This is a genomic window from Hydrocarboniphaga sp., from assembly GCF_965279055.1.
Classification (GTDB): domain Bacteria; phylum Pseudomonadota; class Gammaproteobacteria; order Nevskiales; family Nevskiaceae; genus Hydrocarboniphaga.
The window spans coordinates 226,988-248,982 of sequence record NZ_OZ257125.1 but is presented as its reverse complement, the minus strand read 5'-3'; the positions used below and the strand labels follow the sequence as shown (position 1 = coordinate 248,982).

Sequence of the window (21,995 nt, the reverse complement as noted above, 5' to 3'; positions counted from 1 at the left end):
TTGTGCCCGGGCGGCCGGCGGCGCCGCTGCATGGCAGCTACTGGCAGCTGAAGTTCTTCGCCAGGTTGATGCTGCCGATGCCCTTGTATACCGCCTGCTTCGGATACGGGCACAGCGGCCGCGTGCGCGTGATCGCGCCGCTGCCGTCGACCTGCAGCGCCAGCAGCGAGCCGGGTGCCGTGCCCTGCTCGACCCAGCTGCGCAGCGGCGTCAGGGTGTCGAAAGCCGACGGGCCGTAGGCGCCGCAGTGGCCGACGGCCGGCACCATGTACAGCCGGGTGAAGCTGTTGAGCGCGCTCTTGCCGTAGCGCTTTTTCAGCGCGTTGTAGTAGTCCACCGTGGCCAGCGGCGTGATCAGTCCGTCGGACCAGCCATGCCAGACCAGCAGCTTGCCGCCGCGCGCCTTGAACGCGTCCAGGTCCGGCGAGCTGCCGTTGAGCGTGTCGGCGAGCTTGCTGTCGGCATACGGCACGTCGACGTCGGCGTTGAAGCTGCGGAAATCCCAGCTCGTGGTCTCGTAGACCATGTTCTGGAAGTACTCCTGCGACAGCAGGTAGCTGTAGCCGTTGTACGGCGCGGTGCCGACGAACGAGCACGACCACTCGTATTCGCTGCCCGGAATCACGCCGGGATAGAGCTTGTCGCCGGCGGAATTCTTCAGCGGCTTGTACAGCGTCTGGATCGCCTTGAGCTGCTGCTTGCTCAGGCAGGTGCTGGCGCTGCTGTTGGCGCAGGACAGTTCCGCCGGATCGTAACTGCATGCGCTGGGATCGGTGATCTGGTTGTCGACCAGTCCGTCGAGGCCGTCGCAGCTGGCGATCACCGCGCTGGCCAGTGCGCCGACCTGCTCGGCGCTCGGATAGCTCTTCAGGCTCGCGTCTTTCAGCACCGCCAGCGATTGCCAGACGGCGCCGGCCATCAGACGCGTCCAGTTTTGCGCGGGCGCGCCGGAAATGATGCCGTCGTAGTCTTCCGGATAGCGACTCGCCTCCATCAGCGCCTGGCGGCCGCCGGCGGAGTAGCCAGTGAAATACGCGCGCGTCTGCGGTGTGCCGTAGTAGGCGAGGATCAGCTGCTTGGCGATCAGCGTCATCTGATGGGTGATGCGATAGCCGAAGTCCTCGACCAGATCGGGCCGGCCGTTGGCCCAGCTGACGTCCTCGCCGGTGCTTTGATGGCCCAGGTCCGACGACACCGTCGCATAGCCGCCGTTGAGCGACTGCGACATCGCGTCATACATCACCACGCCGGTGCTGCCGCCATTGCCCCAGCCGCCGAGCAGCGTGTTCCAGGTGTCGGCCGGCAGCCAGACTTCGGTCAGCGCCGACGGCGCGATCGTCAGCGCGACGCGGCAGAACGCCGGTACCGTGTAGGTCTTGGACGGCAGCGAAATCTGCGGCGGTGTCGTGAACGTGCCGGCCGGGATCGCCTCGGCGGCGGTGATCGTGGCGCCGTCGAGTGGCAGATTGGCCAGCGCGGCGCAGTCGCCGGCGGCGTGTACCGGCCTGCAGACGGCGATCAGGCACAGCGCAAAAGCAGCGAAACGGGCAATCCCTTGCATGGCACAACCTCCATGACCGATGCCAAACCGGCAGCAAGGCACGTGCCGCGTCGGCGACGCCAGCGGCTCTGGTCGCCGCCACTGTAGGAGCGGACCCTGTCCGCGACTGTGCCCTCGGAGCGTGAGTCGCGGACAGGGTCCGCTCCTACAGGGCCGAGAATTGGGCCGAGAATGAAGCCTCGCTACATCCGGAACACACCATAGCGCGGATCGCCGATCGGCGCGTTCATCGCCGCCGACAGCGCGATGCCGAGCGCGTTGCGCGTGTCCGGCGGCGCCAGGATGCCGTCGTCCCAGATTTCCGAGGTGCTCCAGTACGCGCTCTGCTTGCGCTTGAACTCGCCGAGTACCGGATCGCGGATCGCCGCCACGTCCTCGGCGCTGAGCTTTTTGCCCTGTTTGGCGAGCTGGCGGATCTTGACGTCGGCGAGCACGTTGGCGGCCTGTTCTGCGCCCATCACCGAAATCTGCGACTGCGGCCACGAGAACAGGAAACGCGAATCGAAGGCGCGGCCGCTCATGCCGTAGTTGCCGGCGCCGAAGGAGCCGTTGCACATCACCGTGAATTTCGGCACCTCGGAGCAGCTCACCGCCATCAGCATCTTGGCGCCGTCCTTGGTGATGCCGCGGCGCTCGTATTCGCGGCCGACCATGAAGCCGGTGATGTTCTGCAGGAAGATCAGCGGCGTCTTGTTCTGGTTGCACAGCTCGATGAAGTGCGCGCCCTTGAGCGCGCTGTCGTTGAACAGCACGCCGTTGTTGCCGAGGATGCCGACCTTGTAACCCCACAGGTGTGCGTAACCGCAGATCAGGGTCTTGCCGTAGTTCGGCTGGTATTCGTGGAAACGCGAGCCGTCGACCAGGCGCGCGATCACTTCACGGATGTCGAAAGCCTGCTTGATGTCGCGCGGCAGCACGCCGTACAGCTCGTCCGGATCGTAGTAAGGCGCCTCGGGCGGCTGCCATTCGATTTTGGTCTTGCCCTGGCGATGGAACTGCGCGACGACGTCACGCGCGATGGCAATCGCCTCCTCCTCGCTGCTGGCCGGATAGTCCGCCGTGCCGGAGACGCTGGTATGCATGTCGGCGCCGCCGAGTTCGTCGACGGTGACGTCCTCGCCGGTCGCGGCTTTCACCAGCGGCGGGCCGGCGAGAAAGATCGCGCCGGTGCCGCGCACGATCACGTTGTAGTCGGACAGACCCGGCACGTAGGCGCCGCCGGCGGTGCAATGGCCGAGCACGACGGCAACCTGCTGCACGCCTATCTTCGACAGCATGCATTGATTGCGGAAGATGCGGCCGGCGTAATACTTGTCGGCGAACAGATCCGCCTGCGCGGGCAGAAAGCCGCCGGCGGAATCGCAGAGATGCACCACCGGCAGGCGGTTTTCGATGGCGATATCGAGCGCGCGCACGGTCTTCTTCACCGTCAGCGGATACCAGGCGCCGCCCTTGACCGAGGCGTCGCCAGCATTGATGACGACTTCGCGGCCGGAGACGATGCCGATGCCGGTGACACAGGCCGCGCCCGGCACTTCGCCGTCGTAGGACTCGTTCGCGGCCAGCGACGACAGCTCCAGAAACGGTGTGCCCGGATCGAGCAGCTGCTGGATGCGTTCGCGCACCAGCAGCTTGTTCTGGTCACGCAGCCGGTCGATGTCGCGTTGCGGCCTGTCGTGGCGTGCAGCGCGCTGCTTGTCCTTGAAGTCTGCAGCGAGCTTGCGATTGTGCGCGGCGTTGGCGAGGAACTCGGCCGAGGCGGTATTGAGCTTGGATTCGATGCGTTTCATGGCGTCAGGCGTCGGCCTTCTTCAGCGTGACCAGCAAGGCATCGCGATCGAAAGTCTGGCCTTTCTCGAACGCGATCGCGTCGATCACGCCGTCACGCGGTGCGGTGATCAGGGTCTCCATCTTCATGCTCTCCATCACCAGCAAGGTCTGGCCTTTGACGACCGCGTCGCCGGCGCCGACCTGCACCGCGACGATGCTGCCCGGCATCGGCGCACGCAGCTGATCGTCGGCCGAACCGCCGGCGCTGGCGGCGAGCCGGTCGAGCGGATGGCGATACTGCAGCTGGTAGGCCTCGCCGTCGTAGTGCACGTAGACGTCGTCGCCGCGCGTGGCGACGACGACTTCGACATGGCGATCGGCTATCGTCAGCCAGCTGCGGCCATCGGCGGTGTCGGCGAGATTGACCGCGATCGTGCTGTCGCCGACATGCAGCCGATAGCGGCCCGGTGCGCGCGACAGCTCGACGTTGTGCTCGGCTTCGCCGAGCTTGAAAGCGTGGTGCATCGTCTCTCCTAGTTCAGCCTGTAGGAGCGGGCTTGCCCGCGACCTTCTGCTTGAAGTGCACAGTCGCGGGCAAGCCCGCTCCTACAGTTGCAATTCAATTGCTCCAGCTGCCGATCGCCGCATGCAGATCCGGGATCGCGTCGGCGGCATCGCGCATCGGCCGGGTGCTGATCGCCGCGGCGGCGAGCAAGGCCTGCAAGGCCGGTACTGCCAGTTCCGGCTCGGCCGCGATCTGCGGATTGGCATCGAGAAAACCGGTGTGCACGTCACCGGCGACGAAGGCCGGATGCGCGATCAGCCGGCGCAGGAACGCGGTGTTGGTCTTGCAGCCGAGCAGCACGGTGTCGCGCAGTGCCTTGTCCGCACGCGCGATCGCGTCGCCGCGATCCCGGCCGCGGATGATCAGCTTGGCGATCATCGGATCGAAGGCGCTGGTGACTTCACCGCCCTGGACCACGCCGCTGTCCCAGCGCACGCCCTCGCCCTGCGGCGGATGCAGGCGCAACACCGGGCCGGTGGTCGGCGTGTAGCCGCGCGCCGGATCTTCGGCATAGATGCGGAACTCGATGGCGTGGCCGCGCGATTGGATGTCGCTCTGCGAAAGCCGCAGCTTCTCGCCGGCGGCGACGCGCAGCTGCTCGTGTACCAGATCCAGGCCGGTGATTTCTTCGGTCACCGGATGTTCGACCTGCAGACGCGTGTTCATTTCAAGGAAGTAAAACTCGCCCTGCTGGCCAAAAATGAACTCGACCGTGCCGGCATTGCGATAACCCGCCGAACGCGCGATGCCGGCCGCGGTCTCGCAGATCTTCTGGCGGAGCGCTTCGTCCAACGCTGGCGACGGTGTCTCCTCGACGATTTTCTGAAAGCGCCGCTGCACCGAGCATTCGCGTTCGAACACGTGCACGACGTTGCCATAGGCATCGCCTAGCACCTGCACCTCGATGTGCCGCGGATTTTCGATGTAGCGCTCGACGTACAGTCGGCCGTCACCGAAATAGCGCTGGCCCTCGCTGCGCGCCCGCTCGATCTCCGCTTCGAGCAGCGACAGATCGCGGACGATGCGCATGCCCTTGCCGCCGCCACCGGCGGAGGGCTTGATCAGCAGCGGCGTACCGACTTTTCTTGCACGCTCGACGAAGCTCGCCGGATCGTCGTCCTCGATCGCGCTGGGCGCCACCGGGAAGCCGCCTTTTTCGACGAAGTTGCGCGCGCGCACCTTGTCGCCCATCAGCTCGATCTGCTCGGGTTTGGGCCCGATGAACACCAGGCCCGCAGCCTCCACCGCGCGAGCGAAGCCGGTGTTCTCGGACAAAAAGCCGTAGCCCGGATGGATCGCGCCGGCGCCGCTGCTCGTGGCCGCCGCAAGAATCTGCTGCTGATCCAGGTAGGCGGCGACCGGCGTCGCACCGGTGATTTCGATCGCCTGGTCGGCCATCGACACCGCCAGCGTGTTGCGGTCCGCCGCGTGATAGACGACGACCCCGCGCAGGCCGAGCTTGTGTACCGTGCGCAGCACGCGCACTGCGATTTCGCCGCGGTTTGCGACCAGCACCGTGTCGAACGGCCAGGCCGTGTTGATATTGTGGTCGCTCATGCGCGCCCCGTTTTGTCCATGCCACCGCGTACCAGCGCCAGCGAGGCGCGTTCACGCGGACCCAGGCCTTCGCACAGCAGGGCCACGATCTGTGCGGCGATGGCGTCGATATCCAGATCGCCGCGGCCGCAGACGTAGTTCAGGCTGTGGTGCTCGATGCCGCCGTAGACCATCGCGCGCAACAGCGGCGGCGCGATGTCGCTGCGGATTTCGCCGCTGGCGACGCCCTGCTCGATCACCGCGATCAGCACCTGCGTATAGCGGCGGTTGAGTTCATGCAGCTGGCTGCCGCGATAGTTCGGGTCGGACGCGACCTCGCGAAACATCAGCCGGCACAGCTGCGGGTAGTCGCGGATCGAGCGCAGATGCTTCCAGACCAGTAACTGCAGCCGGGCCCGCGCGCCGCTCAGCGATTCCAGCTCGCGCGTGTAATCGCCGAACAGCTCGTCGTACCAGTTCTCCAGCGTACGCAGCAGCAGCTCGCGCTTGGTCGAGAAATACTTGTAGATCGTGCCTTCGACAACACCGATGCGCGCCGCGATCTCGGCGACCGCGGCGGCTTCATAGCCTTTCTCGCAGAACACCGCGCGCGCCGCATGCAGGATTTCGTCGACTCTCTGCTCGCGCGCCAGTCGCGGCGCGGCGACGCGCGGCAACGGCCTGATCGCGGCCGGCATCAGCGGCCGCTCCATTGCGCGGCACGTTTCTGCTGGAACGCGGCCATGCCCTCTTTCGCGTCCTCGGTGCTGGCCATCACCGGCACCATCACCTGCGCGTAGTCCAGCGATTCGCGCAGACCCATGTCGCGCATCGCGTGGAAGGCCTGCTTGCCGATCCTCAGCGCGGTCGGGCTCTTGTCGACGATGCGCGCCAGCAGCCAGTCCAGCTTGCTGTCGAGTTCGGCGCGCGGCACCAGATAGTTGACCACGCCCCAGTCGAGCAGCTGCTGCGCACCGAAAGCCTCGCCGGTGATGCACATCTCCTGCAGCTGCCGCGCCGGCAGCAGGCGCATCATGTACGGCAGGATCATCATCGGCGTCATGCCGATTTTCGGCTCGCTGGTGCCGAAGCGGATGTCGTCGGCGGCAATCGCCATGTCGCAGGCGCAGAGCAGGCCGAAGCCGCCGGCCATCACATGGCCATTGACGCGCGCGATCACCGGCAGCGTGCAGTCCTCCAGCCGCTTGAACAGCTCCACGATGTAGTGCTGCGGCCGCGAGAAATCCACCGCGAACACCGCACCCTTGCCCTGATTGCTGGCGAGATCGGCGCCGGCACAAAAGGCCTTGTCGCCGGCGCCGGTCAGCACCACCGCACGCACGCTGCCGCTGGCCATGGCCTCGACCAGCGCGGCGTCGATCGTGCGCACGACCTCTTCGTTGAGCGCGTTGCGGCGCTCCTCGCGGTTCAAGGTGATCCACAGCACCGCATCGCGGCGCTCGATCAGCACGGGCTTGTCAGACATGCGGCTCCTCGTCGGCGCCGCCGCCCGGCGACGCACTGCATCAGGTCGCCGGCAGTCTGTTGTGCCGCTGGTGAGTCCGCCTCACCCGTTCGGGCGAAACCGACTTGTGCCGCTACTGCATCGACTGCTCGTGGCCGACGAGACCGATGACGGCGTGTGTCCGCATCGGCATGGTGATGATCAGCAGCAACAGCAGCACCAGCGGGACGTCGATCAGCGGTGTGGCGGAGACGATCTCGTCTCCTCTGCGTCTTGCTTGCCGATCGCCGCCATAGGCCGGATTGCGACCCGCCGCTGGGTGATGGAAAAACACCGGCGGCGTGCCGCGATCAGGCCGCCGCGGAAGACAGCGTCGTGAACGTCGCCACCAGCTCGTGAAGATTGCCCGGATAGGTCAGCCGCACGAACGTGACCGGAATGGTCTTGTTGCGCGTGGTGCGCTCGACGATCAGGCAGGGGCTGCCGGTTTTGACTTTCAGCCGCGCCGCCACTTCGGGCTCGGCGCCGGCGGCGCGGATGCGGTGCTCGGCCATGTTCCATGGCACCTGGCGCAGCAGCCAGGCGCCCGGCGAAATCTCCGCGAAGGTTTCGGTCGCAGCGCCGGCCACGGCCTGCAGGTTGATCAGCCGGTATTCGATGCAGAACGGCTGGTCCTTGGCGAAATGCCGGCACACCAGCTCCAGCAGCGGCACGGCCTCGTCGGCGCCGAGCAGCGCGCGATCGTCGCGCGTGGCGCGGCGGCGGCGGCGCTCCAGCACTTCGAAGCGATACGGCAGGCCCAGCGCGTCGACTTCGGTCTTGATGTCCGGGATCGACAGCACCGCGGACTGGGAGTGCGGCTTGCCGACGAAGCTGCCGACCTTGCGGCGGCGCACGATGATGCCGGCGCGCGCCAGCTGCGTCAGCGCCTTGTTGACCGTCATCCGCGAGCAGCGGTACTGCTCCATCAGCTCGTGTTCGACCGGAATCTTGCGCCCGGGCTCCCATTGGCCCGACAGGATGTAGCCCTGGATGTCCCCGAGGATGCGCTGATGCAGCGACGTCGCCGCCGGTTCCGGCTTGCCTTCACTGCGCGCTGCCGCCGGCCTGCCTTTCCCGATCGGCAGAGCCCCTTTGTTTTCCTTCAATCGCACAACTCCTTCATCGCTTTCCCATAAGCGGCTCGAATCTCATCGCGGCGCCGATGCCTTCCGTTCTCGACCTGCTTGCGTCCGCCCACCCAGACGCAGTCGACAATGCCGGCAACACTGGCAAACAGCCAGGAGTCGATCAGCGCATCGCCACTGCGGCCGATCATCGCCGGCTCGTGCACCGCCAGGCTGACCAGATCGGCGGCCTTGCCGGCCTGGATCGCGCTGCCCGGCACGCCGAGCGCCGCGGCACCACCGGCCACGGCACGCTGGTACAGCGCGCTGCCGGTCGAATGCGAGCCCAGGCCGACGACGTTACGCACCTTGCGCGACAGCCGTTGAGTGTATTCGAGCAGGGACAGTTCGCCGGACACACCAATGCACACGTTCGAGTCGGTGCCGATGCCGAAGCAACCACCGGCCACCAGAAATTCCGCAGCGGGGAAAATGCCATCGCCCAGATTGGCCTCGGTCACCGGGCACAGGCCGACCGTGGCGCCTGCACGCGCGATGCCGCTGATTTCGTCGGCCTCCACGTGCGTGGCGTGCACCAGGCACCAGCGCGCATCGACCGGCGCATGTTCGAGCAGCCACTGAACCGGGCGCTGACCGGACCAGGCCAGGCAGTCGAGCACCTCGCCCTGCTGCTCGGCGATATGGATGTGGACCGGCGCCCCGGGCAACAGGCCGACGATCTGCTCGAGCTGTTGCGGCGTCACCGCGCGCAGGCTGTGCGGCGCGACGCCGACGATGCCCGCCGGCAGCGCCGCGACCAGCTCGCGGCAGCGCTCGATCAGCTGCTGATAGGCGTCGACGTCGTGGATGAAGCGCGCCTGCGCCGCGCTCGGCGGCTGGCCGCCGAACGCGGCCTGCGCATAGAACACCGGCAGCAGGCTCAGCGCGATGCCGGTGTCGGCGGCCGCGGCGACGATACGGCCGGCCATCTCGGCGCGATCGGCAAAGCGCCGGCCGTCGACATCGTGATGCAGATAATGGAATTCACCGACGCGGCCGTAGCCGGATTCGAGCATTTCGACATAGGCCTGCGCGGCCACCGCCTGCAGCTGCCCGGGGTTCATGCGCGATGCGAAGCGGTACATCGTGTCGCGCCAGCTCCAGAAATTGTCGGCGTCGGCACCGCGTTTTTCCGCCAGCCCCGCCATGCCGCGCTGAAACGCGTGACTGTGCAGATTCGGCATCGCCGGCAGGATCAGCGCATGGCGTTCGTCGCCGCCTTGCGCGGGCACGCCGGTCTCGATTGCCGCGATGCGCTCGCCGTGCAAATGCAGACGCGCCGACGCCTGCCATCCGTCGGCAGTCAACAGCTGTTCGGCGTACAGGACGGTCATGGTTTCCAAGCTCCAGTTTCGACGGCGACGTGCTTGCGTTCCAGAATTATATGACTATACATTATGGCTTCAACAGCCCGAATGGCGACTGGCGATTTTCCCTCAGATGATCCGCATAGAAGCCCCCAGCAAACCGGCGTCGCAGCGCCTGTGGCACAACGCCAGGCTCGCCAGCATGGCAGGCGGTGTTGCCGGCATCGGCATCGTCCGCGACGGCGCGGTGCTGGTCAGCGGCGAGCGGATCGTGTTTGCCGGCGCGCACAGCGAACTGCCGCCGATCGACAAGGACTGCGAGATTGTCGATTGCGAAGGCCGCTGGATCACGCCGGGCCTGGTCGATTGCCACACGCACCTGGTGCATGCCGGCAATCGCGCCGCCGAATTCGAGATGCGCCTGCGTGGCGCCACCTATCAGGACATCGCGGTCGCCGGCGGCGGCATCCTGTCGACCTTGCGTGCGACGCGCGCCGCGACGCTGCAGCAACTGATCGACGCCGCGCTGCCGCGGCTGGATGCGCTGATCGGCGAAGGCCTGGGCGCGATCGAGATCAAGTCCGGCTACGGCCTGGATCTGGAGACCGAGCGGCGCATGCTGCAGGCGGCGCGCGAACTCGGCCGGCTGCGCCGCATTCACGTGCACACCACGTTTCTCGGCGCGCACGCGCTGCCGCCGGAAATGGCGGGCAAGGCCGACGCTTACATCGACCTCGTCATCGGCGACATGCTGCCGGCGCTGGCCGCCGAAGGCCTGGTCGATTCGGTCGACGGTTTCTGCGAGAGCATCGCGTTCTCGCCGGCGCAGATCACGCGCGTGTTCGAAGCCGCCACTGCGCTCGGCCTGCGCGTGCGGCTGCATGCCGATCAATTGTCCAACCTGCACGGCGCTCGCCTGGCGGCGACGCACCGCGCGCTGTCGGCCGACCATCTGGAATTCACCGACGAAGCCGGCGCGCAGGCACTCGCCGAGGCCGGCACCGTCGCGGTGCTGCTGCCGGGCGCCTACTACTTTCTGCGCGAGCAAACGCCGCCGCCGGTGGAACTGCTGCGCCGCCACGGCGCCGCGATCGCGCTGGCCACCGACTGCAATCCCGGCACGTCGCCACTGACCTCGCTGCTGCTGGCAATGAACATGGCGGCGACGCAATTCCGCCTGACCGTCGAGGAATGCCTGATCGGCGCGACACGCAACGCGGCGCAGGCACTGGGCATGGAGCGCGACATCGGCACCTTGGAGTCCGGCAAGTTCGCCGACTTCGCCATCTGGAACATCGACGATCCGGCTGAGCTCGTCTACCGGATCGGATTCAACCCGCTGCACTCGCGAATCTGGAGGGGTCGATGATCGCCATCACTCTGACACCCGGTGCGACGACGCTCGTGGCGCGGCGCGCAGTCTATTGCGGCGCGGTGCCGAAGCCGGCCGCCTCGTGTCGCGAAGCGCTTGGAAAAAGCGCCGCGGTGTCGCGCAGCGTCGCGCGCGGCGAGCCGGTACATGACATCGGCACCGGCGGGCTCGCCAGGCAGCGCATCGACGCCGCCGAAGGCCTGGCACCGGCTGGCCTGCAGCCGCTGCCGCCGTTGCTGAGACAGGCGGCCTGAACGCGATGAGCCACTGGCTGTCGATCACGCGCGGCAATGCGCCGCTGCTGCTGAGCATGCCGCACTCGGGCACCGAACTGCTCGACTACGAGCCGCGTTTCGTCTCGCCGTGGCTGGCGCGTCGCGACGCGGACTGGTTCATCCCCGAGCTGTACGCGTTTGCGGCGCAGCTTGGCGCGACCATCGTGCGCACCACGGTGTCGCGCAGCGTCATCGACGTCAATCGCGATCCTTCGGGAAAATCGCTGTATCCAGGCATGGCGACCACCGAACTGTGCCCGAGCACGACTTTCGACGGCGAGCCGCTGTACCGCGATACACGACCGCTGGACGCAGACGAAATCGAGCAGCGCCGTCTGCATTATTTCGATCCGTATCACGCGGCGCTGCGCGACGAGCTGGCACGTTTGCGCCGGCTGCATCCGCGCGTGGTGATCTACGACTGCCATTCGATCCGCTCGCGTATTCCGCGGCTGTTCGACGGCCAGCTGCCGCAGTTCAATCTCGGCAGCAACGACGGCGCGTCCTGCGATGTGGCGCTGAGCGCCGCCGCGGTGGCCGCCTGCGCCGACTCCGGCCTGGGCCACGTGCTCAACGGCCGCTTCAAGGGCGGCTACATCACACGCTGCTTCGGCCGCCCGGATCAAGGCTTGCATGCGCTGCAGATGGAGCTGGCCTGTCGCGGCTATCTGCGCGAACCTGATGCGGTATCGGCGGACAACTGGCCGCCGCAATTCGACCCCGACTACGCAGCGCCGCTGCGCAGCGTTCTTGAAACCGTGCTTGCACGCTGCATCACTTTTGCTCAGAGCCCGCAGGGCTGAAACCGGTATTTCCCGATGAACCGAATCGACAAGACCCGCGTCATCCGCGCGCCGCATGGCAGCACGCTCAGCGCCAGGAGCTGGCTGACCGAAGCGCCGCTGCGCATGCTGATGAACAACCTCGACCCCGACGTCGCCGAACGCCCCGAGGAGCTGGTGGTCTACGGCGGCATCGGCCGCGCCGCGCGTGACTGGGATAGCTACGATCGCATCGTCGCGGCGCTGCGCCGCCTCGAAGACGATCAGACGCTGGTCGTGCAGTCCGGCAAGCCGGTCGGCGTATTCCGCACACACCGCGATGCACCGCGCGTGCTGATCGCCAATTCCAACCTGGTGCCGCACTGGGCGCACTGGGAGCACTTCAACGAACTCGATCGCAAGGGCCTGATGATGTACGGCCAGATGACCGCGGGCTCGTGGATCTACATCGGCTCGCAGGGCATCGTCCAGGGCACCTACGAAACCTTCGTCGAACTCGGCCGGCGCCATTACGGCGGCAGCCTGAAGGGCCGCTGGATCCTGACCGCCGGCCTCGGCGGCATGGGCGGCGCGCAGCCGTTGGCGGCGACAATGGCCGGTGCCAGCTGCCTGGCGATCGAATGCCGCCAGAGCAGCATCGATTTCCGCCTGCGCACCGGCTATGTCGACGTCTGCGCGAAGGATATCGACGAAGCGCTGGCGATCCTCGACGACGCGAAGAAAACCGGCAAGGCGATTTCGGTGGCGCTGCTCGGCAACGCCGCCGACGTGCTGCCGCAGTTGCTGCAGCGCGGGGTCAAGCCCGACGCGGTCACCGACCAGACTTCGGCACACGATCCGGTCAACGGCTACCTGCCGCAGGGCTGGACCGTAGCGGAATGGGATGCGCGCCGCGTCAGCGATCCGGCCGCGGTTTCCGAAGCGGCCAAGGCGGCGATGGCGGTGCACGTGAAGGCGATGCTGGCATTCCACGCACTGGGCATCCCGACGTTCGACTACGGCAACAACATCCGCCAGGTTGCGCTGGATCGCGGCGTCGCCGACGCGTTCGCGTTTCCGGGCTTCGTGCCGGCCTACATACGGCCGCTGTTCTGCCGCGGCGTCGGCCCGTTCCGCTGGGTCGCGCTGTCTGGTGATCCGGAAGACATCTACAAGACCGACCAGAAAGTGAAGGAGCTGATCCCGGACGACCCGCACCTGCACAACTGGCTGGACATGGCGCGCGAGCGCATCAAGTTCCAGGGCCTGCCGGCGCGCATCTGCTGGGTCGGCCTGGGGGATCGCGATCGCCTAGGCCGCGCGTTCAATGCAATGGTCGCTTCGGGTGAACTGAAGGCGCCGATCGTGATCGGCCGCGATCACCTGGACTCGGGCTCGGTGGCCTCGCCGAACCGCGAAACCGAATCCATGCAGGATGGCTCGGATGCAGTGTCCGACTGGCCGCTGCTGAACGCGCTGCTGAACTGCGCCAGCGGCGCCACCTGGGTCAGCCTGCATCATGGCGGCGGCGTCGGCATGGGCTTCTCGCAGCACTCGGGCATGGTCATCGTCTGCGACGGCACACCGGAAGCCGACGCGCGCCTGGCGCGCGTGCTGTGGAACGACCCGGCCACCGGTGTCATGCGTCACGCCGACGCCGGCTACGACATCGCGATCGACTGCGCGAAGCAGCGCGGCCTGGATCTGCCGAGCATCGAGCGCTGATGACGGCGACGCGCGACGGCGTGGAAGTCCTGCGCGCCGCCGCGCACCGGCGCATGCGGTGGAAGAACGGCGGCGGAGAGACGCTGGAGATCGCCGTCTCGCCGGCGGATGCGACGCTGGACACGATGGATTGGCGCATCAGCATGGCGGTGGTCGCGCAGCACGGGCCGTTTTCACTGTTCGCCGGCATCGACAGAACGCTGTGCATACTCGACGGCGCAGGCATGGAGCTGGATTTCGGCAGCGGCGATGTGCGCACGGTGACGATCGACAGCGCGCCGCTGTCGTTCGCTGCCGACGTCGCGCTGCAGGCACGCCTGCTGAATGGGCCGATCACCGATCTGAACGTGATGACGCGGCGGGATACTTATCGTCACCGCGTTCATCGCCTGCCGCTCGGCGCGCAGCCGTCGGAATTCACGCTGAAGTCGCCGCTGCTGCTGTTGTTGTGCGGAAATGGCGGCGTGCGCTGCGACATCGACGGCGCACAATGGCAGCTCGATGCGCGTGACGCGCTGCTGCTGCGCGAGCCTGGGCCGACGCCGCTCAGGCTCAGCGCGGCCTCCGCTGACGCGATGATTTATCAGGTCTTTCTCGAAGCGAAATGACCGTGGCCCTTGCTCTCCCGCAACGGGAGAGAGGGTCAACCTCATGCCTGCGGCAAGGCCTCGACGAGCTGATCACTGTCCAAGGTCGTGGCAAGAGCGTCCGCCGGCCAGCGCCGCCAGCGTGGCGCTGATCTCCGCATGCGCCTCGGCCTCGGCCTTGCAGATGCGCGGCATGAAGAAAAAGCCGTGCGGCATGCCGGAGTAGTTCAGATAGCGCGCCGGCACTCCGGCGGCGTTCAGGCATTGCGCGTAGCGCTCGCCGTCGTCGCGCGCCGGGTCCAGGTCTGCGGTGATGATCAGCGCGGGCGGCAGTTGCGCGTGATTCTCGGCAAACAGCGGCGACAGCAGCGGATCGGTCAGCGCGGCGGCGCCACGATAAAGCCCGATCAGTTGCTGGATATCTTTTTTCCGGAAGCCCGGCGGGCCGTCGTTCATAGACGGTGACGACAGCGTCGCGTCGACGCAGGGATAGATCAGGGTCTGGTGGCGGATCGCCGGACCGCCGCGGCGCGCGGCGAGCACGCACAGCGCCGCCGCCAGGTTGGCGCCTGCGCTTTCGCCGACGACGGCGATGCCGCCGGCCGGCATCGGCCCCAGCGAGGCATCACTGGCGAGCCACTGCAGCGCGTCGTAGCAGTCTTCGAGGCCGCCGGGGAACGGGGTTTCGGGTGCCAGCCGGTAATCCACCGACACGATCCGGCATTGCACACTGCGACTGAGCTTGGCGCACAGATGATCGAGCGTGTCGACGCCGCCGAGGATCCAGCCGCCACCGTGCAGGAACAGCACGCGCGGTGCATCCCGGTTCAATTGCGGTGGCTGGTATTTCTTGATCAGCAGCGGACCGGAGCGCGACTCGATCCGGTCGTAGACCATCGCCACGTCACGCGGCAGCGGGTAGGTTGTCCATCCAGCGGCCTTGTTGGCCTTGCGCGCCTCGACCGGTGTGCCGGTGATTTTCGCCGCGCTGGGCCCGAAGCCCAGGCGCACGATCCAGGCGCTGACGAAAAACAGCAGCCTCAGCCGCCGGCCCTTGAGCCCTTGAGTTGCGTTCATGCCCGCTCCCGGGTGGCTGGCTCAGGCGACGCGACGCGTCGCGTCGCGCCAGTACGGCGCGCGCAGTTCGATCTTCAGCACCTTGCCGGCGCCGGACAGCGGCAGCGAGTCGCGGAACTCGACGCTGCGCGGGCATTTGTAGCCGGCGATCAGCGACTGGCAGTGCTGCCTGATGTCGTCGGCGCTCGGCGCCGTCACGCCGGGACGGATGACGACGACCGCGTGCACACTTTCGCCCCAGCGCTCGTTGGGGATGCCGATCACCGCGCAGGCCAGCACCGCGCTGTGTCGGCTGATCGCGTTTTCGACTTCGGCCGAATACACGTTCTCGCCGCCGGAAACGATCATGTCCTTGAGCCGGTCGACGACGAACAGAAAGCCGTCGTCGTCGATGTAGGCGCCGTCGCCGCTACGGATCCAGCCGCTGCCCATCGCGGCCAGCGTCTGCTCGGGCTTGTTCCAGTAGCCGAGCATCGCGCCGGCACCGCGCGTGGCGATCTCGCCGACCTGGTTGCGCGGCAGTTCAAGGCCGTCGCTGTCGACGATGATCGCCTCGATGCCGACCAGCGGCCGGCCGGCGGAGCGCAGCTTGTTGTTCGGCCCGACATGACGCTCGTGCTTGAGCACCGACACGAACGGCGACATCTCGGTCTGGCCATAGAGCTGCACGAACTCGACGCCCGGCAGACGCGCGATCGCGCGTTCCAGCACCGCCTCGTTGATCGCCGAGGCACCGTACAGCAGGCGCTTCAGCGAGCCCAGCCGGTAACGCGACAGCTGCGGATCGTCGATGAGCATCTGGATCATCGTCGGCACCAGCAGGGTATTGGTCACGCCCTCGTCCTGGATCGCGGCCAGCACCAGCTCGGTGGCGAAGCGCGGCACCACCACGTGGGTGCAGGCGCGCATGAAGCCCATGATGCCGAGGATGCCGTCGGCTAGATGGAACATCGGCGCCACGTGCAATACCACGTCGCCTTCGTCGACCAGGCCTTCGGCCAGGCCGCTCATCGCCGCACCATAGAGATTGGCGTGCGACAGCATCACGCCCTTGGGCAGGCCGGTGGTCCCGCCGGTGTAGAAGATGCCGGCCAGATCGTCGCCGCCACGCTGCGCGTCGTCGCAGGGCTGGTTCTCCGCGATCAGCTGCTCGTAGCCGTACATGCCCGGTGGCGCCGCGCTGTCGCCGATGTAGACGATGGTCTTCAGGCAGCTGGACAGCTGCACCAGCTCCGGCACCAGCGCCGCGAACCTCTCGTCGACGAACAGCACCGAAGTGCCGCAGTCGTCCAGCGAATAGGCGATCTCGTGCGCGCTCCAACGCACGTTGACCGGGTTGACGACGCCGCCGCTCCACCACACCGCGAAGAACACTTCCAGATAGCGGTCGGAATTCAGCGACAGGATGCCGATGCGATCGCCGGCGCCGACGCCGCGCTGGCGCAGGCCATTGGCAGCGCAGCTGACGCGCGATCCGAAATCCTCGTAGGACGTCCGGCGGCCATTGAACACGGTGGCGCCGCGCTGCGGATGCTGGCGCCTGGCAGCGTGCAGCGACTGGGTCAGAAAAGGTTTCGACATGGCACGTTCCCAAAAATCTATCAGTTACCGAAATGGCCGCTCAGGCGCAGGATCACGGTGCGCGGCTGCAGGTAGTACACCTCGGACGCTGCGGTCTCCGCGGTCGGCGTGGTGGAAGCAAACCGGTTGACGATGCCGCGCTCGTCGCCGATGTTGTTGACCGACAGCGCGATCTCCGGCAGCCAGCTGATCGCCGGATTGGCGACGCTGAGCTGCGCGTCCCATTGCTGGTAGCCGAAGATCGGCCGCCGCGACACGATGTCGGAGATCGAGCCGCCCAGATACGTGTGCGTGAGTTGCGAGCCGAGCAGCCAGTTGTCGACCGGGCGCAGATACGACACCGTCGACGCGGTCTGCCAGCGCGGCGCCAGCGGCCACGGCGTTCCGGCCGCCGCGGTGTCGCCGCTGGCCGAGGTATAGGACTTGGTGGTCTCGGTCCTGGCATAGCTGCCGGCGAAACTGAGCTTGAGTCCCGGCACGAACGACACCAGCCAGTCGACCGCCAGATCGGCGCCGGTGCTTTGCACGCCGCCGACATTGTCGATGTACACGCCCAGGCCGGAGCCGTCGTTCTGCACCGTCTGCGGCTTCTTCCAGTCTTCGTGGAACGCGGTCAGATCCACATGCAGCGTGTTGTTGAACCACTGCGTGCGCAGGCCGCCCTCGTAGTTCCAGATCGTGTCGGACTTGAACACGCTGGGCCCCGGGTTGCTCGACAGCGGCGTCACCAGGCCCGGCTGGACGCCGCCGACGCGAAAGCCCTTGGACGTGGCCACGTAGGCGAGCACGTCGTGCGTCACATGCCAGGTCAGCGAGGCCTTGGGGTTGAAGCCGCTTTCGTGAATCGTCTCGTCGACGATGTGCGCGGTGGTCTGATACAGCGCCAGCACCGCGATGCCGCTCTGCGTGTTGGTGCCACCGGACTGGGTCTTGTACAGACGGCCGCCGACGGTCAGTTCGAAGTCGTCGAACAGCTCGCGCGTGACTTCGCCGAACAGCGCGATTTCGCGCACGCGCACGTCCAGATCGCCGGAATCCAGGTCGGCCTGGCCGGTGGTCGCGAACTGCGAGGCCAGCCCCGGCGCGATCGCCTCGATCAGCGGCAGCAGCTGCTCGACCGATGCCCCGTCGCCGCCCAGCGGCACCTGCAGGCGCTCCTTCAGGCGCTGGTCGAAGAAGAAGCCGCCACCGACCCAGCGCCATGGCGAGCCGTTGCCCTTGGGCGAGGAAAAACGCAGCTCCTGGCTGACGGTATTGGAATGCGCGAAGTATTCCTGCGCCACGATCGGGAACGGCCCGGTGGGCACGAATCGCGGCGAGGCGTCGAAGAAATTGTGCCCGCCCTTGACCACGTAACCGGTATCGGAGGTGACGTCGGCCCAGTCAAAACTGCGCTTCACCGACAGGTCGACGAAGTTGTAGTGGGTGTTGTTGTACGACAGCCGCGGCCGGTTGTCGTTGCTCAACTCGCCGTCGTGATTGTTGGCCACCGCGGGATCGTGCGCCTGGGTTTTCTGCCAGGCGTAAGTCAGGCCCAGATCCCAGGCTTCGTCCGGCTTCCAGGCGAGCATGCCGCGCGCGCCGGCCTGATCCAGGTTGTTGGCGTCGTCCTTGCCGAGGCGCTGGTTGTCGATCCAGCCCGGCTGATTGCGCACGAAGCCGACCACGCGCAGCGCCAGTTCGTCGTCGCTGCCCAGCGGCACATTCACCGCGCCGCCGTAACTCGGCTCGATGCCGCCATGGGCCACCGCGGTGTACTGGCCGAAGTAGCGCGCGTCCCATTGCCCGAACACCGGTTTTTTCGCCACATAACGCACCGCGCCGTTCAAGGCGGACGCACCGAACAGGGTGCCCTGCGGGCCTTTCAGCACTTCGACGCTTTCCAGGTCGAAAGGATTCGGATCCAGCGCGACGAAGGGCACATAGGTGTCGGTGAACGAGACATCGCCGAACAGGATGCCGGTGGTCGGGCTGGTCGCGACGTCGGAGGAGATGCCGCGTATCGTCACGCGCGCCGGGCTGTCGCCGGTGTAGGTGATGTTGGCGCCGGGCACGGTCTTCAGGATGTCTTCGGCCGATTGCGCGCCGCGCCGCTCCAGGTCTTCGCCGGACTGCGAGGTGATGCTCGCCGGAATATCGCGCAGCCGCCGTTCGGTCTTGGTCGCGGTGACGATCACTTCCTCCAACTGCACGGTGTCGCTTGCGCGCCCGCGTTCCGGCGCCGACTCGGCCGGCTCGGCCGTGTCGACCGCAATCGTCGCCAGCGTCTCCTGCTGCGCAGCTGCAGTGCTAGAGCAGCCGAGGACGGTGCTGATGGCCGCGGCTCTCCAGGCATTGTTCTTCGTTGTGTTGTTGGTTTTCATGTCTTCTCCAGGTCTCAAGCCTGATATCGCCTCACTACCGATCGACAGCCGCGCTGTGCGCTAGGCCGCCGTACGCACATCCAGCGGCAACAGCGCATGGCCGAGGACGCTGACCGCCGTCCACGCCAGGCTCGCGTTGGTCCACAGAAAACCTTCCTGCACCGGGTACTGGTCGCAGCCCTCGCCGGGCAGATCGGTGCCGTCCAGATCGACTCGCTCGAACAGCTGACCGAAGCGCGCGTGCATCGCGCCCAGCTTGGCCAGCCACTTGCCGGCGATGCGCTGCGCATCGAGTTGATGGCCGTAATGCAACAGGCCTTCGATCGCGATCATCTGCACCGGCGCCCAGCCATTGCCACCGTCCCATTGATGCGGCGATTCCCACAGATTCGACGCGGCAATGCCGCCGCGCCGCTCCAGCTGCGGCAGCGCCGCCTGCACCACGCGCCCGGCGCGCGCCGGTGTGCAGGCCTGCGCGAACAGCGGCGCGAACGTGGCGAAGCTGAGGTGGGCCGAACGCGCCTGCGTGTCCAGATGGAAATTGCGATACGTGCCGCTGGCTTCGTCCCAGAGATGGCTTTCCAGCGCGTCGCGACGCCGCTGACCGAGTTCGTCGAAGCGCTGCTGCGTCTGCGTATCGCCGGCGTAGTCGGCCAGCCAGGCCAGATCGCCGGCGAAGCGGCACAGCACCGCGTTGAGCAGCACGGTGGCGATGCGCGAGGTTTCGATGCGGCCCGAATCGCCGCAGTCCACCGCGGTGAAATCCAGGCCGGATTCGGCGCTGGCGCGCAGGTCGCGATGGCGCAGGCCGAGTTCGTCTTCGGCATCGAGCGAGTACCGCTCCGGACGGCGCGTATCGAGCGCGTCCCAGTGATGATGCAGGCCGCTGGCGGCGTCGAAACGCGTCGCCGGATCACTCCAGAAGTCGACGAACTCGCGCTCCAGCAACGGCAGCGCGCGCGTCCGTACCCACCGCTGCAGGCGTTGCAAGCGCTCGACATCACCGGCATCGCGCCATTCGCGTTCACTGGCGGCGACGACCTTGCGCACCAGCGTCGCCGACAGCGGCACCTGCGAGCGGCTCAGGTAATAGTCGCGATTGCCGTTGGGCACGAAGCCGAACCGGCGTATCGATTCGAGCAGGTTGTCGGCCTGCATGCGGCAGACCTCCAGGCGTCCGGTGGCGAGCAGGCCATCGATGCCGAAGCAGCTGTCCCAGTAATAGGCCTCGCGGAAACGCCCGGACGGCACCAGGAACGGGAACGGCATCACCAGCAGCGAGCTGCCGATGGCGCGCGCGCTGGTCTTGAGCAGGCGCGACCACTGCGATTCGGCGTAGTCGAATGCGCCGCGCACCGCGGCATCCGGATGATCCAGGCCGAAGCGCGGCGCCAGCAGATCGCCGCCGGCATGATCGAAGGTCGGCTCGGCTTCGAATGCCCAGGCGATGTAGTCCCGCAGCGTTTCCGCGCGCGCCTGGTTCACTTCGTGGTCCGGCAAGGCCAGCAGCCGATCGAACGGCGCCTGCCATCGCGCATATTCCCCTGCGCTGCGTTCACGCCGGCGCAGATCGGACAGATGCTTGAAGTCCGCATGCAAGGACAGCTGCCGCGCTTCTTCCAGCAAAGGGCTGGCAATGCCCGGCGACGCGCTCGGCCGCGCCGGTACGATCTCCGGTAGCGCGTCGGCCAGATGGCAGTCGCTGGCCGACGGCAAGTCGGCATAGCGCACCTGCTGCAGGCGTTGCTGTGCCAGTGCGACGCGTGCGGCGATCTCGGCACGGGCCGCGACGTCGAGCACGCGCGCGTCGGACCAGCGCCATTCCAGCTGATCGAAGTCGCTCACGCCGGCGTCACGAAACGGCGCAGTTCTTCGACGATGTCGGCCAGCGCGCCCGGCGCGCCGGGGCAGAGTTTCGGCTGCGACAGAAAGCCGTGCGGCATGTCCGGATAATTGACGTAGCGCACCGGCACACCGGCATCGCGCAGGCCTTGCGCGTAGCGCGGCCCGTCGTCGCGCAGCAGATCGTAGTCGGCGGTGACGATGAAAGCCGGCGGCAGGCCGCGCAGATCCGGCGCGTGTATCGGCGACACCAGCGGATCACGCCGGTCGTGATTGCCCAGATAGTGCTGTACCGCGGCAGCCATGTCGTCGATGCGCGCGCCGGGCATGGCCATGCGCATCGACGGCGATTCCAGCGCCAGGTCCAGCGCCGGATAGATCAGCGTCTGCTGCGCGATGGCCGGGCCGCCGCGCTCGCGCGCCAGCAGGCACAGCGCCGCGCTCAAATTGCCACCGGCGCTATCGCCGATCACCACCACCGGTGCTGCGGCGCGCGCCGCGACCCATTGCAAGGCGCTGTAGCAGTCGTGCAGCGCCGCCGGAAAGCGATGATCCGGTGCCAGACGGTAGTCGACCGCCACCACCGCGACGCCGAGACGATCACAGAGATTCGCGCACAGGTAATCCAGAGAGTCGGGACCGCCGACGACCCAGCCGCCGCCGTGAATGAACAGGATCGAAGGCCGCTGCGTGGGCTGGGTGCGGAACCACTTCAGCGCGATGTCGCCGTCGGCACCGGCGATGCGCTCGATCTGCGTGTGCACCGATGCCGGCGGCGGAAACGTCATCCATGCCGGAGGCTTCAGCGCCTTGCGCCGCGCCTGCGGCCAACGCGCCACCGATTCGTGACTGGGCATCAGGCGCAGGCGTATCAGCCACGGCATCAGGCGCAGCGCCCAGCGCAGTTTCCAGCTGAAATTCGGTGGCTTCATCGTCTACGCGCTCGGTGGGGCTTGCTTGCGATATCGAGTATTCCGGCGACGGCGTCGCGGCGAGCCTTCCCAAAAGGTAGGGCGCGGTGGCGCGGCGACCTCGCTATGCT

At 67.1% G+C, this 21,995-nt stretch carries 19 protein-coding genes; 5 read left to right on the top strand and 14 right to left on the bottom strand.

Annotated elements, in window-relative coordinates; all coding sequences use genetic code 11:
* Positions 1-37: 37 nt before the first annotated feature.
* From ACQZF9_RS01195 to ACQZF9_RS01155, 9 genes are all read right to left on the bottom strand, one after another.
* Positions 38-1,561, bottom strand: a complete 1,524-nt coding sequence (locus ACQZF9_RS01195) for a tannase/feruloyl esterase family alpha/beta hydrolase (RefSeq protein ID WP_428311454.1) — start codon at positions 1,559-1,561, stop codon at positions 38-40.
* A gap of 182 nt (positions 1,562-1,743) precedes the next feature.
* A complete protein-coding gene (locus ACQZF9_RS01190; RefSeq protein WP_428311453.1) occupies positions 1,744-3,351 on the bottom strand; it encodes an acyl-CoA carboxylase subunit beta in 1,608 nt (535 codons plus the stop codon).
* A 4-nt stretch (positions 3,352-3,355) separates the two neighbouring features.
* Positions 3,356-3,856 carry an acetyl-CoA carboxylase biotin carboxyl carrier protein subunit gene (locus ACQZF9_RS01185; RefSeq protein WP_428311452.1) on the bottom strand — a complete coding sequence of 167 codons (501 nt, stop codon included), beginning with the start codon at positions 3,854-3,856 and terminating at the stop codon, positions 3,356-3,358.
* Positions 3,857-3,950: 94 nt separating this feature from the next.
* Entirely contained in the window at positions 3,951-5,453 is a 1,503-nt protein-coding gene (locus ACQZF9_RS01180; RefSeq protein ID WP_428311451.1) for an acetyl-CoA carboxylase biotin carboxylase subunit, read from the bottom strand.
* Entirely contained in the window at positions 5,450-6,145 is a 696-nt protein-coding gene (locus ACQZF9_RS01175; RefSeq protein WP_428311450.1) for a TetR/AcrR family transcriptional regulator, read from the bottom strand. The genes ACQZF9_RS01180 and ACQZF9_RS01175 overlap by 4 nt, the downstream gene beginning before the upstream one ends.
* Positions 6,130-6,918: an enoyl-CoA hydratase-related protein gene (locus tag ACQZF9_RS01170; protein WP_428311449.1), complete on the bottom strand. Its 789-nt coding sequence runs from the start codon at positions 6,916-6,918 to the stop codon at positions 6,130-6,132. The genes ACQZF9_RS01175 and ACQZF9_RS01170 overlap by 16 nt, the downstream gene beginning before the upstream one ends.
* A 112-nt stretch (positions 6,919-7,030) precedes the next feature.
* Positions 7,031-7,231 (bottom strand): hypothetical protein, encoded by a 201-nt coding sequence (locus ACQZF9_RS01165; protein ID WP_428311448.1) that lies wholly within the window; start codon positions 7,229-7,231, stop codon positions 7,031-7,033.
* A 16-nt stretch (positions 7,232-7,247) separates the two neighbouring features.
* Positions 7,248-8,045, bottom strand: coding sequence for a histidine utilization repressor (gene hutC, locus ACQZF9_RS01160; RefSeq protein ID WP_428311447.1), 798 nt, complete (start codon positions 8,043-8,045; stop codon positions 7,248-7,250).
* Complete coding sequence (locus tag ACQZF9_RS01155; protein ID WP_428311446.1) at positions 8,042-9,397, bottom strand: formimidoylglutamate deiminase; 1,356 nt, start codon at positions 9,395-9,397, stop codon at positions 8,042-8,044. Before ACQZF9_RS01155 ends, hutC begins: the two co-directional genes overlap by 4 nt.
* 106 nt (positions 9,398-9,503) lie before the next feature.
* On the opposite strand from ACQZF9_RS01155, the gene hutI reads away from it, so the two are divergent.
* Genes hutI through ACQZF9_RS01130 form a run of 5 tightly spaced genes read left to right on the top strand, consistent with a single transcriptional unit; the run spans position 9,504 to position 14,111 of the window.
* Positions 9,504-10,739 (top strand): imidazolonepropionase, encoded by a 1,236-nt coding sequence (gene hutI / locus ACQZF9_RS01150; RefSeq protein ID WP_428311445.1) that lies wholly within the window; start codon positions 9,504-9,506, stop codon positions 10,737-10,739.
* Positions 10,736-10,996 carry a hypothetical protein gene (locus tag ACQZF9_RS01145; protein ID WP_428311444.1) on the top strand — a complete coding sequence of 87 codons (261 nt, stop codon included), beginning with the start codon at positions 10,736-10,738 and terminating at the stop codon, positions 10,994-10,996. Before hutI ends, ACQZF9_RS01145 begins: the two co-directional genes overlap by 4 nt.
* Positions 10,993-11,820 (top strand): N-formylglutamate deformylase, encoded by an 828-nt coding sequence (gene hutG / locus ACQZF9_RS01140; RefSeq protein WP_428313492.1) that lies wholly within the window; start codon positions 10,993-10,995, stop codon positions 11,818-11,820. Before ACQZF9_RS01145 ends, hutG begins: the two co-directional genes overlap by 4 nt.
* Before the next feature lie 15 nt (positions 11,821-11,835).
* On the top strand, positions 11,836-13,503 hold the full coding sequence (gene hutU, locus ACQZF9_RS01135) for a urocanate hydratase (RefSeq protein ID WP_428311443.1): 1,668 nt from the start codon (positions 11,836-11,838) through the stop codon (positions 13,501-13,503).
* Positions 13,503-14,111: a HutD/Ves family protein gene (locus tag ACQZF9_RS01130; RefSeq protein ID WP_428311442.1), complete on the top strand. Its 609-nt coding sequence runs from the start codon at positions 13,503-13,505 to the stop codon at positions 14,109-14,111. The genes hutU and ACQZF9_RS01130 overlap by 1 nt, the downstream gene beginning before the upstream one ends.
* Positions 14,112-14,183: 72 nt before the next feature.
* Here ACQZF9_RS01130 and ACQZF9_RS01125 read toward each other — a convergent pair whose 3' ends face one another.
* Genes ACQZF9_RS01125 through ACQZF9_RS01105 form a run of 5 tightly spaced genes read right to left on the bottom strand, consistent with a single transcriptional unit; the run spans position 14,184 to position 21,885 of the window.
* Positions 14,184-15,167 carry an alpha/beta hydrolase gene (locus ACQZF9_RS01125; RefSeq protein WP_428311441.1) on the bottom strand — a complete coding sequence of 328 codons (984 nt, stop codon included), beginning with the start codon at positions 15,165-15,167 and terminating at the stop codon, positions 14,184-14,186.
* Between the two features lie 21 nt (positions 15,168-15,188).
* A complete protein-coding gene (locus ACQZF9_RS01120; RefSeq protein ID WP_428311440.1) occupies positions 15,189-16,748 on the bottom strand; it encodes an acyl-CoA synthetase in 1,560 nt (519 codons plus the stop codon).
* Positions 16,749-16,768: 20 nt separating this feature from the next.
* Positions 16,769-19,111 (bottom strand): TonB-dependent receptor, encoded by a 2,343-nt coding sequence (locus ACQZF9_RS01115; RefSeq protein ID WP_428311439.1) that lies wholly within the window; start codon positions 19,109-19,111, stop codon positions 16,769-16,771.
* A gap of 60 nt (positions 19,112-19,171) precedes the next feature.
* On the bottom strand, positions 19,172-20,956 hold the full coding sequence (locus tag ACQZF9_RS01110) for a trehalase family glycosidase (RefSeq protein ID WP_428311438.1): 1,785 nt from the start codon (positions 20,954-20,956) through the stop codon (positions 19,172-19,174).
* Entirely contained in the window at positions 20,953-21,885 is a 933-nt protein-coding gene (locus ACQZF9_RS01105; RefSeq protein WP_428311437.1) for an alpha/beta hydrolase, read from the bottom strand. The genes ACQZF9_RS01110 and ACQZF9_RS01105 overlap by 4 nt, the downstream gene beginning before the upstream one ends.
* Positions 21,886-21,995: the final 110 nt, after the last annotated feature.

Coding starts and splice junctions, on each gene's coding strand:
- ACQZF9_RS01190 (WP_428311453.1), bottom strand. CDS start 3,351: ATGAAACGCATCGAATCCAAGCTCAATACCGCCTCGGCCGAGTTCCTC.
- ACQZF9_RS01195 (WP_428311454.1), bottom strand. CDS start 1,561: ATGCAAGGGATTGCCCGTTTCGCTGCTTTTGCGCTGTGCCTGATCGCC.
- ACQZF9_RS01170 (WP_428311449.1), bottom strand. CDS start 6,918: ATGTCTGACAAGCCCGTGCTGATCGAGCGCCGCGATGCGGTGCTGTGG.
- ACQZF9_RS01145 (WP_428311444.1), top strand. CDS start 10,736: ATGATCGCCATCACTCTGACACCCGGTGCGACGACGCTCGTGGCGCGG.
- ACQZF9_RS01155 (WP_428311446.1), bottom strand. CDS start 9,397: ATGACCGTCCTGTACGCCGAACAGCTGTTGACTGCCGACGGATGGCAG.
- ACQZF9_RS01175 (WP_428311450.1), bottom strand. CDS start 6,145: ATGGAGCGGCCGCTGATGCCGGCCGCGATCAGGCCGTTGCCGCGCGTC.
- ACQZF9_RS01185 (WP_428311452.1), bottom strand. CDS start 3,856: ATGCACCACGCTTTCAAGCTCGGCGAAGCCGAGCACAACGTCGAGCTG.
- ACQZF9_RS01120 (WP_428311440.1), bottom strand. CDS start 16,748: ATGTCGAAACCTTTTCTGACCCAGTCGCTGCACGCTGCCAGGCGCCAG.
- hutU (WP_428311443.1), top strand. CDS start 11,836: ATGAACCGAATCGACAAGACCCGCGTCATCCGCGCGCCGCATGGCAGC.
- ACQZF9_RS01125 (WP_428311441.1), bottom strand. CDS start 15,167: ATGAACGCAACTCAAGGGCTCAAGGGCCGGCGGCTGAGGCTGCTGTTT.
- hutI (WP_428311445.1), top strand. CDS start 9,504: ATGATCCGCATAGAAGCCCCCAGCAAACCGGCGTCGCAGCGCCTGTGG.
- ACQZF9_RS01115 (WP_428311439.1), bottom strand. CDS start 19,111: ATGAAAACCAACAACACAACGAAGAACAATGCCTGGAGAGCCGCGGCC.
- ACQZF9_RS01180 (WP_428311451.1), bottom strand. CDS start 5,453: ATGAGCGACCACAATATCAACACGGCCTGGCCGTTCGACACGGTGCTG.
- ACQZF9_RS01105 (WP_428311437.1), bottom strand. CDS start 21,885: ATGAAGCCACCGAATTTCAGCTGGAAACTGCGCTGGGCGCTGCGCCTG.
- ACQZF9_RS01130 (WP_428311442.1), top strand. CDS start 13,503: ATGACGGCGACGCGCGACGGCGTGGAAGTCCTGCGCGCCGCCGCGCAC.